Origin of the sequence: Bacillus sp. FJAT-42376, assembly GCF_003816055.1 — a bacterium.
Lineage (GTDB): Bacteria > Bacillota > Bacilli > Bacillales > Bacillaceae > Metabacillus_B.
Map to the genome: position 1 here is coordinate 3,092,917 of NZ_CP033906.1, position 15,893 is coordinate 3,108,809.

14 protein-coding genes are annotated in these 15,893 nt (G+C 44.7%); all 14 read right to left on the reverse strand.

Translation table 11 applies throughout. The features are described from left to right. Nucleotides 1–12: 12 nt before the first annotated feature. On the reverse strand, nt 13–993 hold the full coding sequence (gene floA / locus CEF21_RS15595; RefSeq protein WP_123917936.1) for a flotillin-like protein FloA: 981 nt from the start codon (nt 991–993) through the stop codon (nt 13–15). A gap of 10 nt (nt 994–1,003) precedes the next feature. Continuing rightward, nucleotides 1,004–2,230, reverse strand: a complete 1,227-nt coding sequence (locus CEF21_RS15600) for an NfeD family protein (protein WP_241156690.1) — start codon at nt 2,228–2,230, stop codon at nt 1,004–1,006. Between the two features lie 269 nt (nt 2,231–2,499). Next, nucleotides 2,500–2,946, reverse strand: coding sequence for a GatB/YqeY domain-containing protein (locus tag CEF21_RS15605; RefSeq protein ID WP_123917940.1), 447 nt, complete (start codon nt 2,944–2,946; stop codon nt 2,500–2,502). A 15-nt stretch (nt 2,947–2,961) separates the two neighbouring features. Then, nucleotides 2,962–3,135 (reverse strand): 30S ribosomal protein S21, encoded by a 174-nt coding sequence (gene rpsU, locus CEF21_RS15610; protein WP_009791389.1) that lies wholly within the window; start codon nt 3,133–3,135, stop codon nt 2,962–2,964. Nucleotides 3,136–3,279: 144 nt separating this feature from the next. After that, nucleotides 3,280–3,951 (reverse strand): deoxyribose-phosphate aldolase, encoded by a 672-nt coding sequence (gene deoC, locus CEF21_RS15615; protein ID WP_123917942.1) that lies wholly within the window; start codon nt 3,949–3,951, stop codon nt 3,280–3,282. A 350-nt stretch (nt 3,952–4,301) separates the two neighbouring features. Further along, complete coding sequence (gene mtaB, locus CEF21_RS15620; protein WP_123917944.1) at nt 4,302–5,654, reverse strand: tRNA (N(6)-L-threonylcarbamoyladenosine(37)-C(2))-methylthiotransferase MtaB; 1,353 nt, start codon at nt 5,652–5,654, stop codon at nt 4,302–4,304. 6 nt (nt 5,655–5,660) lie between these two features. Beyond that, nucleotides 5,661–6,416, reverse strand: coding sequence for a 16S rRNA (uracil(1498)-N(3))-methyltransferase (locus tag CEF21_RS15625; protein WP_123917946.1), 756 nt, complete (start codon nt 6,414–6,416; stop codon nt 5,661–5,663). Between the two features lie 91 nt (nt 6,417–6,507). After that, nucleotides 6,508–7,446, reverse strand: coding sequence for a 50S ribosomal protein L11 methyltransferase (gene prmA / locus CEF21_RS15630; RefSeq protein ID WP_123917948.1), 939 nt, complete (start codon nt 7,444–7,446; stop codon nt 6,508–6,510). Nucleotides 7,447–7,467: 21 nt separating this feature from the next. Then, on the reverse strand, nt 7,468–8,601 hold the full coding sequence (gene dnaJ, locus CEF21_RS15635) for a molecular chaperone DnaJ (RefSeq protein WP_123917950.1): 1,134 nt from the start codon (nt 8,599–8,601) through the stop codon (nt 7,468–7,470). Between the two features lie 326 nt (nt 8,602–8,927). Beyond that, the gene (gene dnaK / locus CEF21_RS15640; protein ID WP_123917952.1) at nt 8,928–10,754 is read right to left on the reverse strand and encodes a molecular chaperone DnaK; all 1,827 of its coding nucleotides are present in this window, start codon (nt 10,752–10,754) and stop codon (nt 8,928–8,930) included. A gap of 28 nt (nt 10,755–10,782) precedes the next feature. Further along, nucleotides 10,783–11,370 (reverse strand): nucleotide exchange factor GrpE, encoded by a 588-nt coding sequence (grpE, locus tag CEF21_RS15645; RefSeq protein WP_123917954.1) that lies wholly within the window; start codon nt 11,368–11,370, stop codon nt 10,783–10,785. A gap of 82 nt (nt 11,371–11,452) precedes the next feature. Then, the gene (gene hrcA / locus CEF21_RS15650; protein ID WP_123917956.1) at nt 11,453–12,484 is read right to left on the reverse strand and encodes a heat-inducible transcriptional repressor HrcA; all 1,032 of its coding nucleotides are present in this window, start codon (nt 12,482–12,484) and stop codon (nt 11,453–11,455) included. Between the two features lie 108 nt (nt 12,485–12,592). Beyond that, on the reverse strand, nt 12,593–13,732 hold the full coding sequence (hemW, locus tag CEF21_RS15655) for a radical SAM family heme chaperone HemW (RefSeq protein WP_123917958.1): 1,140 nt from the start codon (nt 13,730–13,732) through the stop codon (nt 12,593–12,595). Between the two features lie 298 nt (nt 13,733–14,030). Next, nucleotides 14,031–15,854, reverse strand: a complete 1,824-nt coding sequence (lepA, locus tag CEF21_RS15660; protein WP_481747678.1) for a translation elongation factor 4 — start codon at nt 15,852–15,854, stop codon at nt 14,031–14,033. Between the last annotated feature and the right edge of the window lie 39 nt (nt 15,855–15,893).

Genomic DNA, 15,893 nt, shown 5'->3' on the forward strand with positions numbered 1-15,893 from the left:
AGACCTCCTCATTCAGTTGTCTTCCTGATCATTCAGCTTTCCTATTGACCCTCTCATATCCGTGTCTGCCGAGAGGTTCTGGATATTCAAGTAATCCATGACCCCCATATTGCCTTGTTTCAGGGCATCCGCCATAGCGAGCGGCACAGTCGCTTCCGCTTCCACCACTTTTGCCCTCATTTCTTCTACTTTTGCCCTCATTTCCTGTTCCTGTGCTACGGCCATCGCTCTGCGTTCTTCAGCTTTAGCCTGTGCAATTTTCTTATCAGCTTCTGCCTGGTCTGTTTGAAGAATCGCTCCAATGTTTTTGCCGATATCTACATCCGCTATATCGATAGAGAGTATTTCAAAAGCCGTACCGGAATCAAGCCCTTTATTCAGAACCGTTTGGGAAATCATATCAGGATTTTCGAGTACTTTTTTATGGTTGTCCGAGCTTCCGATTGTGCTGACAATCCCTTCGCCAACTCTGGCAATAATCGTTTCTTCTCCTGCTCCTCCGACGAGCCGGTCAATATTTGCTCTTACAGTAATTCTTGCTTTTGCTTTCATTTCGATTCCATCCATCGCCACCCCGGCAATAAAAGGAGTTTCGATGACTTTAGGGTTAACACTCATCTGTACAGCTTCCAGCACATCTCTCCCTGCAAGATCAATCGCTGCACAGCGTTCAAAGCTTAGCTCTATGTTCGCCCGCTCTGCCGCAATCAGTGCATTCACAACCCGGTCGACATTTCCTCCTGCGAGATAATGACTTTCCAGCTGATTTGTCGTAACTCCAAGCCCCGCTTTATGGGCTTTTATCAGGGGATTGATTACCCTGCTTGGCGTAACCCTTCTTAATCTCATTCCCACAAGCGTAAAGATGCTTACCCTTACGCCTGCTGCCAGTGCGGAAATCCAGAGCATGACCGGTACAAATGTAAAGAAAATTCCCAGGAAAACAAGAGCAGCTGCTATAATGACAAGCGTTAACAATGTTGATGGATCCATACTATCCCTCCTATTGGGCTGGTTCGATTTCCCTGACTACTACTCGCATACCTTCCGTTTTAACCACCTTAACTGTTTTTCCTTTTTCAGTGAAGGTACCTTCTGATACAGCGTCAATCCGCTCATCTCCAATTAAAACGGTGCCGGCCGGACGAAGAGCCGTCAGGCATACACCATGCTGTCCAATTAAATCTGAACGCGATTTATTGGAAATGTATCCGCTTTTTGTATCTGTTTGATCTGTTAAAATAAACTTTTTGAAAAATTTCATTTTTTTACCAAACACCTTTGTCAGTAAGATGAAAACAATGAAACAAACGGCAAGCGCAATGCCAATGGATATTCCCATCCATGATGGATTATCCGCTGAAATAAATAGACTGTATCCTATAGCCGCCGCTCCCGCTAAGCCGATTATTCCTCCTGGAAGAAAAAGCTCTGCAATCAACAGCAAGATGCCGGCAGCAAAAAATAGCACAGCATCCATTCCTGCCAATCCGGCAGCTAAGTGACCGAAGAAAAACAAAAAGAGAGCTGACAGTCCAATAAAGCCAAAGATCCCAAATCCAGGTGTATACAACTCTAGAAGCAAGCCCACTAAAGCCACTGTCAAAAGGATTGGAATGACAGCTGGACTCGTTAACAGCCTTGCTGTATGCTCAGCGAATCCTTCCTTGGGCCTTTCTGTATCCGCATAGGACAAACCGCGGAGCGCAAGGACTTCCTGCAATGAATTTGCTTCGCCTTCAGCGTATCCTATTTGCAGCGCCTGCTGTCCGGTTAAGGTGAGAAGCCTTCCTTTTCCTGCATTTAATTGAGGAAGATGAATGGATGGGTCGGCCATAGCAAGCGCATAGACAGGATCCCGTCCGCTGCTTTCTGCGGTTTCTTTTAATTCAGCAAGCCAGAACGATTGGGTCTTCTTATCAGCATCTCCTCCATCGCCTCTAATTACTGCTGCCGCGCCCATTTTTGACTGTTTATTTACTAGGATGGAGTCGGCACTTAATGCAACGTATGCGCCGGCAGAGAGGGCATGTGTATTTATGTAGGCTGTAACCGGAATATCGGTTTTGCGGAGCTTGCCGGAGAGTTTCAGTGCAGACTGAAGAGTTCCTCCTGGTGTATGAATATCAAGAATGATTTGTTTGATATCATCTTTTTCGGCCTGGTTAATCTTTCGCTCTACAAACTTTGCGAGGACAGGATCGATCTCTTTGTGGATCGGTATGAGCATTCCTTTTGGATGACCATCCCCAGCAGCGGCATTAGTGACAGGCACTGTACATAATAAGGACACGATCACAGTGAATAGGAAGCTTGAGAAAAATAACTTAATTGGTGATTCCCCTCCTTTCTGATACAGGATCCCCATATTGGTTATACGTAATAGGAATGGAAAAGATTCAATTTTTTTGAAGCAGTGTTGAGAAGGGGGAATGAGCAAGAAGGGAGGGAGAAATGCTAAAAACACCTTACCGGCCGGCAAGGTGTTTTGCTACTTTATTATGATAGCTGCTGCTGTACAAGCTTATTGACAAGGGAACCGTCGGCTTTGCCTTTTACTTTAGGCATAATCGCGGCCATCACCTTGCCCATCTCAGCTTTGGAAGATGTGCCAGTCTCTTCAATCGCCTGATTGATGATGGTTAGCAGTTCTTCATCTGAGAGCTGTTCAGGCATGTACTCATTGACGATCACAATTTCAGCTTGAAGTTTATCTACCAAATCAGAACGATCAGCGTTTTTGAATTCCTGGAGGGAGTCCTTACGTTGTTTAAGTTCGCGAGAGAGGATCGTTAATTCCTCGTCCTCAGACAACTCGGATTTGTTAAGCTTGATCGCTTCATTTTGCAAAGAAGCTTTGACCATACGTATAACAGTGAGTCTGTCTTTGTCTTTACTTCTCATCGCTTGCTTCATATCCTGATTTAAACGATCAAGAAGACTCATGCAATACACCCTCTTTTAGAATTTGCGTTTTCTAGCCGCCTCTGATTTCTTTTTGCGTTTTACGCTAGGTTTTTCATAAAATTCACGCTTTCTTGCTTCTTGCAACGTGCCTGTTTTTGAAACGGAACGTTTAAAGCGGCGAAGAGCATCTTCAAGCGATTCATTTTTCTTAACTACTGTTTTAGACATGCTATTTCCCTCCCTCCGAATACACCAATCGACGAATGCTTCAAAGTTGTCATGCTTATTTAAACATGTACTTTGCCATTATAATATAACAGGTGGAAATGGTCAACCAAAACCTTAATTATTCCGCGGTTTTGGAAGCTTTGCTCAGTAATCGGATTGGGAGGTTCCGCCATTTACGATACTGATTCCTGCGCTTGCACCTATTCGGGTCGCACCTGCCTCAATCATCGTGTCTGCGCCTTGCCGGTCCCGTACTCCGCCGGATGCCTTCACTCCGATTTCTGGTCCAACTGTTTTTCTCATCAGACGGATATCCTCGACAGTCGCTCCGCCGGTTGAGAAACCTGTTGAAGTTTTTACAAAATCTGCGCCAGCTTTCACTGAAAGTTCGCAGGCAAGTACTTTTTCTTCATCTGTCAGAAGACAAGTCTCAATAATTACTTTTGTAAGAGCTTTGCCGTTTGCAGCTTCTGTAACCGCACGAATGTCTTTTTCGACAAGCTCGGCATTGCCATCTTTTAACGCTCCAATGTTAATGACCATATCAACCTCAGTTGCACCTTTTTCAATCGCATCCTTGGTTTCGAACGCTTTTACTGCAGATGTGGATGCTCCAAGAGGGAAACCGATCACTGTGCATACTTTTACATCCGTTCCCTTTAACAGGGATGCACATAATTCTACCCAGGCAGGGTTTACGCAAACAGAAGCAAATCCATATTCTTTTGCCTCCGCGCACAATTTCTCAATCTGTTCTTTTGTTGTCTCCGGTTTTAAAGCAGTATGATCTATCATTTTTGCGATTTTTTCAGACATGAATAAACACCTCTCACTTAGTTGTCGGACTTCTTACCTCTTCTATTATACATAGTCAAGCTCTTTAAGTCATACATAAAAAGAGACTGGGACATAACTAAAATTGTTGTCCTTAAAGCCGAATATTTCTTTTGAAAAAGCACTGTTAAACTTGGCTGTTGATTGCAGCTAGCAGTCGTTCGCTTTCCGCTCCAATCAACAGGTGTAAAAAATCAGCAACATGCTTTAACATAGCCTTTGAAAAAAACATAAAAACAGTAAAACCGAACGATTATGAAGCTCTATATCAGAGTTTTAAATAATCGTTCGGTTTTTTTATTAGCCGGAAACCTTTTGTCCCCGCCTATTCCTTATGAGCTTAATCGGATGGAATCTTCACGATCGTCCAATACTCTTACGAATTGGCCTTCACTATAAGGATAACCTGCTTTTTCAATCTTCACACGGACAATTTGGCCGACCATGTCTTCCGATGCAGGAAAGACTACTTTTAGATAATTGTCTGTATAGCCCACGTATAATCCGCTGCCGGGGGCATCCTTATATTCCTCTTCAGGAATGACCTCAAGGACTTCTCCCTCGTAGCCGGAAGCATATTCCTTGGCGAGCTGATCGGATAATTCAATTAGACGGTGAACCCGCTCATTTTTCACATCTTCATCCACTTGATCATCCATTCTTGCGGCAGGGGTGCCTGTCCGCTTGGAGTAAGGGAATACATGAAGTTCTGAAAACTGATGCTCTTTTATAAAATTGTAGGTCTCCATGAATTCTTCTTCTGTTTCCCCAGGGAAGCCAACGATGACATCCGACGTAACAGCAAGTCCAGGAAGGGCTTTTTTCAGCCTGACGAGTCTCTCTGCAAAAAATTCCATCGTATACTTTCTTCTCATTCTTTTCAATACGGTATTTGAAGCAGATTGAATCGGAATATGAAGGTGGCGGACAATTTTATCTGAGCGGTCAAGTACTTCTATGACTTCATCTGTAATTTGGCTTGCTTCGATGGAAGAAATACGGATTCTTTTCAGTCCTTCTACCCGCTCATCAAGCGCGCGCAGAAGTGCGGCAAAATTGTAATCCTTCATGTCTTCTCCATAACCGCCGGTATGAATGCCTGTCAGGACAATCTCTTTATACCCTGCATCTACAAGCTGCTGAGCCTGGTTGATCACTTCTTCCGGATCGCGGGAACGCATGAGACCGCGAGCCCATGGAATGATGCAGAATGTACAAAAATTGTTGCAGCCTTCCTGGATTTTCAAAGAAGCTCTCGTACGGTCTGTGAAGGCTGGAACATCCAGTTCTTCATATGTCCGAGCCTTCATAATGTTGCTCACACCGTTGATTGGCTGTCTTTCTTCCCTGTACTGGTCAATGTAATCCAGCATCTTTATACGGTCCTGAGTACCAACCACAATGTCCACTCCGGGAATAGCCATAATTTCGGCAGGAGATGTCTGGGCATAGCATCCTGTTACACAAATAACACCATCCGGATTTTTACGGATTGCACGGCGGATTACCTGCCGGCTCTTTTTATCCCCTGTATTTGTTACTGTGCACGTATTGATTACATACACATCTGCGGAGCTTTCAAACTCTCTCCGCTCATAGCCTGCTTCTTTAAAAAGCTGCCAAATGGCTTCGGTTTCATAGTGATTTACTTTACATCCCAATGTATGAAACGCAACGGATGCCATATATCTTCACCTCATTAATTCAAAATGGTAGGAAACCGCTGAAAGTGCATAGAGCGGAGCGGTTTCCGTCCTTAATATTCTAGGGCCAAATCCTGCTGTTATAAATCCGTTTTCCTGAAGTAATTCCATCTCAGCTTCTGTAAAACCGCCTTCAGGACCTGTCGCGACAAGAAGGGTCTGACCTGGAGAAAGCTGTTCGAGAGCTTGGGCAAACCGGCTTTTCTCTCCATTTTTAGCCGCTTCTTCGTAAGCTGCTATTTTCACGTCATAATCCTTGGCGATTTGAATGAGTTCTTTAATGGAAACCGGGTCATAAACGGCAGGTATAAGATTCCGGTATGACTGCTCTGCAGCTTCCTTTGCAATTTTCTGCCAGCGCCCGGTTTTCTTTTTGGATTTTTTGTCATCCAATTTTACTACAGAACGAGCCGCATTAAAAGGGATAAACGAAAAAGCACCAAGCTCTGTCCCTTTTTGTATAATGAAATCCAGCTTATCCCCTTTAGGCAGCCCGCATGCAATGGCTATATGAACCGGAAGCTCTTTATTTTCCGTGATCCATTCTTTTACGGAACATTTCACTTCACTATTCCCGGGTTCCATTAACGTGCATAATGCTTCTTCTCCGTCTGAGGTCACCCAGACGACAGAGTCCCCTTCCCTCATCCTCATTACTTTGACGATGTGATGAAAATCATCTCCCTCTGCTTGAATAAAGGAGCTGATTTTATGTTTAGGCAGATCGGTAAAATAACGCTGCATGTCCATTCCTCCAGATGCCGGATGCAAAATTTGAAAGGGACGGCTGGAAGAGCCGGCCCTTATGTTTAGTGAGCAATGTGTCAGGAAAGGTCTAATTCTTCCTGGCTAGAAAAGCGACCCAATCTTCCATCACTAGCGTTTCAGCAATTTCAAATCCTGCACTTATGAGAGCATCCTTCACATCGTTCTTTTTATTTAGAATGATGCCGGAGGTAATAAACCATCCGCCCTCTTTTACGAGTTGATAGGCATCATCCGTGAATTTCAAAATAACCTCAGCCAATATGTTCGCTACAATGACATCTGCCTTACCTGTGATTCCGGAAAGCAAATCATTTTGAAAAACTTCCACTTGCCCGTCTACCTTGTTTAACACGATATTTTGTCTGGCACTTTCCACGGCTACCGGATCAAGATCCATTGCCTGTACGGATGATGCCCCAAGTAATGCAGACGCAATACTCAGAACACCCGAGCCCGTCCCAATATCAATAACCTGGTCCCCTTTTTGCACGGTTCGCTCCAAGGCTTGAATGCACAGAACGGTAGTGGGATGAGTCCCTGTTCCGAAAGCCATGCCCGGATCAAGCTCAATAATCAGTTCATCCGAGTGAACAGGCTGATACTCTTCCCATGTAGGAACGATGGTGAATTTTTCAGAAATTTTGACTGGATGATAATACTTCTTCCAGGCTGTTGCCCAATCCTCTTCATGCACTTCGCTTGTCGTAAGCTGTTTAGAGCCCAGATTAATTCCGTACTGGGACAATCCTTCTATTGAATCTGTAATCCCATCAACCGTCTCGGCTAAAAAACTGTTCATTGGCAGATACGCCTTGATGATTACTCCTTCTGCAGGATAATCGCGGGGATCGAGGTGGTAGATTTCTCCATAAACACTTTCTCTATCCTTAAGCAGGTCCATTTGGTCTTCAATTACGACGCCGCTCGCACCAGCTTCATGTAGTATATTAGAGATTGGTTCTACTGCTTCCTGTGTTGTATGGATACTGATTTCTGACCATTTCATCCTCTGCCAACTCCTTAATTATTAATCGCCTTTTATGGCTCTTTTCACTTTATCGAAGAAGCTTTCTTCATTTTCATCGGGACGGTTGCCGGTTGTTTCAGCAAATTCTCTGATCAGTTCTTTCTGCTTTTCTGTCAGATTTGTCGGAGTTACAACCCGGACTACGATATGCTGATCCCCCTGGCCATACCCACGTACATTAGGAATCCCTTTTCCTTTCAGACGGAATTTTGTTCCGGCCTGTGTTCCTGCAGGGACTTTCAGTTTCACTTTACCGTGAAGTGTAGGAACGTGAATCTCATCCCCAAGCGCTGCCTGAGCAAATGTAAGCGGCATTTCACAGTAAACGTCGTCACCATCGCGCTGGAAGAAGTCATGAGGCTTGATTTGGAAGACCACATATAAATCTCCCGCCGGTCCTCCGTTGACCCCCGGTTCTCCTTGACCGGCTACGCGAAGCTGCTGTCCATCATCCACTCCCGCAGGTATGTTCACTTTAATTTTTTTTCTTTTTTTGACCGTTCCATCGCCGCCGCAAGTAGAACATTTATGCTTTACCATCTTGCCGGTACCGCTGCAGTAATGGCAGACTCTGCGGTTTACAATTCGTCCAAATGGTGTATTTTGCTCGACATTAAGCTGACCGGATCCTCCGCAGTGGGAACATGTTTCAGGAGATGTTCCCGGTTTTGCTCCTGAGCCGCGGCATGTATCACATGTCTCATCTCTCGGGATTTCAATTTCCTTTTCCATTCCAAAAGCTGCTTCCTCGAATGTCATGGACATCGTATATTGCAAGTCAGCCCCTTGACGCGGTGCATTCGGATCTCTTCTGCGACCGCCTCCGCCGCCGAAAATAGAGCTGAAAATATCATCAAAGCCAAATCCGCCGCCAAAGTCCCCGCCCTGGCCTCCGAATCCGCCAAATCCCTGGTTTGGATCGGTATGTCCGAACTGATCATAATGGCTGCGTTTCTGGTCATCACTCAGTACTTCATATGCTTCTTTTACTTCTTTAAATTTCTGATCGGCATCTGCCTCTTTATTAATATCAGGGTGAAACTTTTTCGAAAGCTTTCGGTAGGCGCGCTTGACCTCCTCTTTCGAAGCATCTTTACCGACACCAAGTACATCATAGTAGTCTCGCTTACTCATAATCCTCTCAACTCCCGAATTCTCACATAAAGTAAATTGTATCATTTTTAAGCTTACTGTAGCAATACTGAAAAACACAGGATTCTGGTGGCTCAGCCAATGGTTCGGAGCGCCTTTAAAGCTAGCCGGCATCTTGTGCAGGCTCCAGCCCCTTTTTCAGCGAACCTCTCGGGGTATGCATGAATTGTAACGAATGTCATATGGCTGCTCCGCCCAAACATGCTCTTGCATATTATTGCAGTCAGGCTTATCCCGTTCATTTATGACCGTAAAAAAAGTCAAAGTCAAGGCAAGCCTGACTTTGACTTTTCTAGGTCGATCATTCATTATTTTTTATCGTTGTCGTCTACTTCTTCGTAATCAGCGTCTACAACGTTATCGTCTTGCTTAGCAGAACCGCCTTCTTGACCCTGCTGCTGTTTTGCTGCTTCTTCATAAAGCTTCATAGACAGCTGCTGTACAATTTCCTGAAGCTCATCTTTTTTCGCTTTAATTTCTTCAAGCTCGTTTTTCTCAATTGCAGCTTTCAATGCATCTTTTGCATCGTTTGCTTTCTTCACTTCTGCTTCATCCACTTTGCCTTCAAGATCCTTAAGTGTTTTTTCAGTCGTGAATACAAGCTGATCTGCTTCATTGCGGACTTCTACTTCTTCTTTGCGCTTTTTATCCGCATCTGCATTTACTTCGGCTTCTTTTACCATGCGTTCGATCTCATCATCACTTAAACCAGTTGAGGACTTAATCGTGATGGTTTGTTCTTTATTTGTCCCAAGATCTTTTGCACGCACATTTACGATACCGTTCTTGTCGATATCGAAGCTTACTTCGATTTGAGGCACTCCTCTTGGTGCCGGCGGAATGTCAGTAAGCTGGAAGCGGCCAAGTGTTTTGTTGTCGGCAGACATTGGACGTTCACCTTGAAGAACGTGAATATCAACGGCTGTCTGGCTGTCTGCAGCTGTTGAGAATGTCTGTGACTTGCTCGTCGGGATCGTCGTGTTGCGGTCAATCAGCTTTGTAAACACTCCGCCCATTGTTTCAATTCCAAGTGATAGAGGTGTTACGTCAAGAAGCACGACATCTTTAACATCTCCTGTAATGACACCGCCCTGAATGGAAGCACCAAGTGCTACAACTTCATCAGGGTTTACCCCTTTGTGAGGCTCTTTTCCTGTTTCTTTCTTGATTGCATCCTGTACAGCAGGGATCCGTGTAGATCCGCCGACAAGAATGACTTTATCAAGCTCGTCTTTGGAAATGCCAGCATCCTGAAGGGCCTGGCGTACAGGTGCCATCGTGCGTTCAACAAGCTCTGAAGAGAGCTCTTCGAATTTCGCTCTTGAAAGATTTAGTTCCAAGTGAAGAGGTCCTGCTTCTCCAGCCGTGATAAATGGAAGAGAAATCTGAGTGGACGACACTCCTGACAAATCTTTTTTCGCTTTCTCAGCTGCATCTTTCAAACGCTGCAGCGCCATTTTATCTTTAGAAAGGTCAATGCCGTTTTCTTTTTTGAATTCAGCGACAAGGTGATCGATAATGACTTGGTCAAAATCGTCTCCGCCAAGGCGGTTGTCACCTGCAGTAGAACGTACTTCAAACACTCCGTCTCCAAGTTCTAAAACAGATACGTCAAATGTACCGCCGCCAAGGTCATAAACGAGAATCGTCTGGTCTTCATCTTGTTTATCCAAGCCATAAGCAAGAGCTGCTGCTGTCGGCTCGTTGATGATGCGTTCCACTTCAAGACCTGCAATGCGGCCGGCATCTTTAGTAGCCTGGCGTTCTGCATCATTGAAATAAGCAGGAACCGTGATAACAGCTTTTGTAACTGTTTCGCCAAGATAGCTTTCTGCATAGGATTTTAAGTGCTGAAGAATAACAGCTGAAATTTCCTGAGGCGTGAAATTTTTGCCTTCTGCCTCTACTTTGTAGTCAGTTCCCATGTGGCGTTTAACGGACATGATTGTGTTGGGATTTGTAATCGCCTGGCGTTTTGCCACTTCCCCAACTTGACGCTCCCCGTTTTTAAAAGAGACTACGGATGGAGTTGTGCGGTTGCCTTCCGGATTTGGAATAACTTTTGGTTCTCCGCCTTCGAGAACAGCCACACAAGAGTTTGTTGTACCTAAGTCGATACCGATAATTTTGCTCATAATGCTACCTCCTCAAATTATGTATAGATTATTGACTTACTTTTACCATCGACGGGCGAATGACCCGGTCCTTAAGCTTATAGCCCTTTTGAAACTCTTCAATGACAGTGTTCGGCTCATAGCCTTCTTCTTCAGCCTGCATCACTGCCTGATGCAGATGAGGGTCAAATGGTTTTCCAACCGTTTCGATTTCTTCTACGCCTTCGCTTTTAAGAGCCTGAACGAGCTGGCGGTGAACCATCTCCATTCCTTGCAGAAGGGATTTTGTCTTATCATCAGAAGCTTCTACCTTAAGAGCTCTTTCAAAGTTATCAAGCGCCGGCAGAATTTCAGAAATCAGGTTTTGAGCGCGGTACTTTTGTGCGGACTCCGCATCCATCCTTGATCTGCGCTTGAAATTTTCAAAGTCAGCCTGCACACGGAGAAGTTTGCCTTCTGTCTCCTCTACCTTCGCTTCAAGAGACGCAATTTTCGAGTCGGTTTCACTTATTTCAGCAGTTTCTGAAGAATCTTCCCCAGCTTCATCGTGCTCGAGAACCTCCTCATCTGAAAGTGCGGATTTCCCCTCTGATTCTTCTGTCCATTCACGGTCTTTTAAGTCTTTTTCGTTTTCCACAATCTTTCACCTCCCTTAAATGCATGAGAAAGGGGATGGGTTATTGCCGATCCCCATCCTTCATTTTTAAAAAGCAGCAATCTCAGCTGTAATACTGATCCGACATAGCCTTTGACAAGCCTCCGGCAACTTTTTGAAGAAGACTGACAGTCCTTGAGTATTCCATGCGTGTCGGCCCAAGAATGGCTATTGTCCCTATTTTTTTGTCATCGATTGAATATGCAGCTGTAATGAGACTGCAGTATTCCATCGCAGTAATTTGATTTTCTTTTCCGATTGAAATTGAAAGTCCGGCATCCTTGCTGCTGAGTAAATTATAAAACAGCCTTTCTTCATCAATCATTCTCAAAAGAGTTTTCACTTTTTTAAGATCACTGAATTCGGGCTGATTCAGCATATTGGTTTTTCCGCCGAAGAACAATTTCTCCTGGTGGTCTGTCGGAAGAAGGGTGTCCTCAAACGATTCAAGGAAAAGCTCATAATTTTCAATATGAGACTTTAATATGCTCGCTACTTCCTTGTACATTTTATCCTTAAGTTCGGAAAGTGAAACCCCCGATAGTCGTTCATTAAGGATATTTACGATTTTTTCAATATCACCTGGCCTTACAGAGTCCGGAAGGGAAATCGGCCTGCTTTCAACATGCCCCGTGTTGGTTACCATAATAGCAACCGCAGCAGTTTCGCTGATTGGGATAATCTGCAAGTGTTTCAGCTGATTTTCATTCACTTTCGGCCCTAGCACAATGGTCGTGTAGCTCGTCATATCTGAAAGAATCTGAGCTGACTTCTGTACCATTTTTTCCAGTTCAAAGATCTTATCCTCAAAAAGAGATTTGATCATTCGAACCTCATTGCTAGCCAGTCTTTTCGGAGACAGCAGATGATCTACGTAATACCTGTAGCCTTTCTCTGAAGGTATACGTCCTGACGAAGTGTGGGGCTTTTCAATAAAGCCCAATTCTTCAAGATCTGCCATTTCGTTCCGAATGGTAGCTGAGCTGAAGGATATCTCTTCTTTTTTGGACAGGGTTCTCGAACCGACAGGCTGAGCTGACTGGATGAAGTCATCAACAATTACTTGCAAAATCAGCAATTGACGATCTGTTAGCATCTGTCATCACCTCTGTTAGCACTCGTAGCAGCTGAGTGCTAATACTATTAACAAATTATCAAAACAGAAAAGAAAAGTCAATTCAAATGTCTTACTTTTTAAAGACGGCTAAATGCCGATAAAGGATTGGAAAACTTCATTCCCGAGGAGTCTCCCTTTAACCGAAAGAAATATTCTGGAATCGGTTTCTTCAAGCAATCCTTTTTCTTTCTGCTCATTAATGGGTTTGCTGAAAACCTCCGATAGGTCCAGGCCAAATTTTTCTTTAAAATTCCCCTTGCTGATCCCGGCTGTTTTGCGCAATCCGAGAAACAGTTCTTCCTCCATCCGTTCATTGGCCGTTACATGATGTTCGGATGTGACAGGAGATCCTGTTTCATCAATTAAGGACATATATTTTTTCAGCGGACCGGCGTTTACTTCCCTCATACCATTTACATAGCCATGCGCCCCCGCTCCAAAACCGAAGTATTCCTCATTCTCCCAGTATGTCAGGTTATGTTTGCTTTCCATTCCCGGCAGAGAAAAGTTGCTGATTTCATACTGATGGAACCCGCGGCTTTCCATGCGGTCCATCAGTATTTCGTACATACGCGCTTCATCTTCCTGAGGAGGAAGCGGAAGTTTTCCTTTTTGAACCAGGTTGTAAAAAACCGTTTTCGGTTCAATGATGAGAGAATAGGCAGAGAAATGCTGGACGTTGAGACTAAGGGCGAGATCCAGCGTTGTTTCAAAATCTTCGATCGTTTGTCCCGGAAGTCCGAACATTAAATCGATGCTCAGGTTATCGAAGCCCGCCTTTTTCGCATCTTCGACTGTCCGGAATACATCCTCTTTCCTGTGAACGCGCCCGATTTTTTCGAGCAGTCTGTCATTAAAGCTTTGCACTCCGATACTGAAGCGATTGACTCCAAAGCTTTTGAGCAGCTTCATTTTTTCGTAGGAAAGGTCTCCGGGATTGGCTTCCACTGTAAATTCAATGTCTTTATCCAGCGGAAGCAGATGCCGATTAATAGATTCCATCAGCATGGTAAGCTGCGGCTCATTCAATGCCGTTGGAGTGCCGCCCCCGATAAAGATCGTATCAAGCTTCTGTTTGTCATGCTTTTGCATAACTTGCTCAATTTCTTTATTTAAATAGTCCAGATATGCTTCTACTGGCTGATTCTGTATAAATATCTTGTTGAAATCGCAGTAGTGGCATATGTATTCACAAAACGGGATATGCACATAGGCTGCTTTCACCATGATGGACTCTCCTTTTACAGGAAGATGCCGCAGAAACTCTGCGGCATCCCCTTGGCTTTTAAGTTAGTAGCTTTGTTTAATTTGGCTGTTGTTTTCCGCTCAAGGCATTCGCTTTGCGCCTTGGGACTGTCCTAAGCCATTCCAGGCGCCCATCATCAGCAACGGACTTTACCGGAGGCTGATTTCCAGACAAATCCGGAAGAGCGGAATCTCATCCAGTTTTCCCGCCCGGACAGGCTGCTCATCCTTCTGCGTCCAAAGAATGCAGCCTCTCTCCGGCTGGGCTCTTTTGCTTTTATTAGTTATCATCCATTTTAAGAACGGCCATAAACGCTTCTTGGGGAACCTCAACGGAACCAACCATCTTCATGCGTTTTTTTCCTTCTTTTTGCTTTTCCAGAAGCTTTCTCTTACGGGAAATATCTCCACCGTAACATTTAGCGAGCACGTTCTTCCTCATCGCCTTAATCGTAGAACGGGCTACAATTTTCTGTCCGATGGCCGCCTGAATCGGCACCTCGAATTGCTGGCGCGGAATCAGATCTTTCAGCTTCTCAACAATCACTTTTCCGCGGTCATATGCGCTGTCGCGGTGAACGATAAAGGATAATGCATCAATCGTTTCATTATTCAGCAGGATATCCATTTTAACAAGCTTGGATTCTTTGTATCCGATTAATTCGTAATCAAAGGAAGCATAGCCCTTTGTGCTGGACTTGAGCTGGTCGAAAAAGTCGTAGACAATTTCAGAAAGAGGGATTTCGTATACAATGCTCACCCGAATTTCATCCAGGTACTGCATGTCAATAAAAATGCCCCGTTTGCCCTGGCAAAGTTCCATAACAGCCCCTACATACTCATTCGGGACCATAACCGTTGCTTTAACGTAAGGCTCTTCCACTCTGGCAATTTTCTGCGGATCAGGCATGTTGGACGGATTATCAATGCGCAGTTCTTCTCCATCCGTCAAAAATACGCTGTAGATAACACTTGGTGCAGTCGTAATCAAATCGATGTTAAATTCCCGTTCAATCCGCTCCTGAATAATTTCCATATGCAGCAGTCCGAGGAAGCCGCAGCGGAATCCGAAGCCAAGGGCCTGTGAAGTTTCCGGCTCGTATTGAAGGGCAGAGTCATTCAATTCCAGTTTTTCAAGCGCTTCACGCAAATCATTGTATTTAGCGGTATCAATTGGATAGAGTCCGCAGTATACCATCGGATTTAATCGTCTATAGCCTGGAAGCGGCTCAGTAGCCCCATTCTTGGCACTGGTTATCGTATCACCGACCCGTGTATCGCCAACGTTTTTAATGGCTGCCGTAAGGAATCCTACATCTCCTACTGTCAGCTCGTCTTTCATAACGGCTTTTGGTGTGAAAACTCCGAGTTCAAGCACCTCAAACTCTTTCCCTGTTGCCATCATTTTAATTTTCTGTCCGACTTTAACCGTACCTTCCACAATTCGGATGTACGCTACAACTCCCCTGTACGAATCGTAAAGCGAGTCAAAAATCATGGCTTGAAGAGGGCCCTCAGGATCTCCCGTCGGAGCCGGGACCTTTTCAACAACCTGTTCCAGAATTTCTTCGATTCCTATCCCCGCTTTTGCAGAAGCGAGTACCGCTTCAGAAGCGTCAAGGCCGATAACATCTTCAATTTCTTTCCGGACTCGCTCCGGCTCGGCACTTGGCAAATCAATTTTATTGATAACAGGCAGGATTTCAAGGTTGTTATCCAGTGCCAGGTATACATTCGCAAGGGTTTGCGCTTCGATTCCCTGAGCAGCATCAACAACAAGAACGGCTCCTTCGCAAGCTGCCAGACTCCGTGATACTTCATACGTGAAATCGACGTGTCCGGGAGTGTCAATGAGATGGAAAATGTATTCTTCGCCATCCTTCGCCTTGTATGTAAGCTGAACAGCATTTAGTTTTATGGTAATTCCGCGTTCGCGTTCAAGGTCCATTGAATCCAAAAGCTGGGCCTTCATCTCCCTTTGGGTGATTGCCGAAGTCTTTTCGAGAATCCGGTCCGCCAAAGTGGATTTTCCATGGTCAATGTGAGCAATTATTGAAAAATTACGGATTTTAGACTGTCTTTTAAATTTATCCTGATTATTCATGATCATCCATCACTCCTACAAAACTGCGCAGTGCGCTAG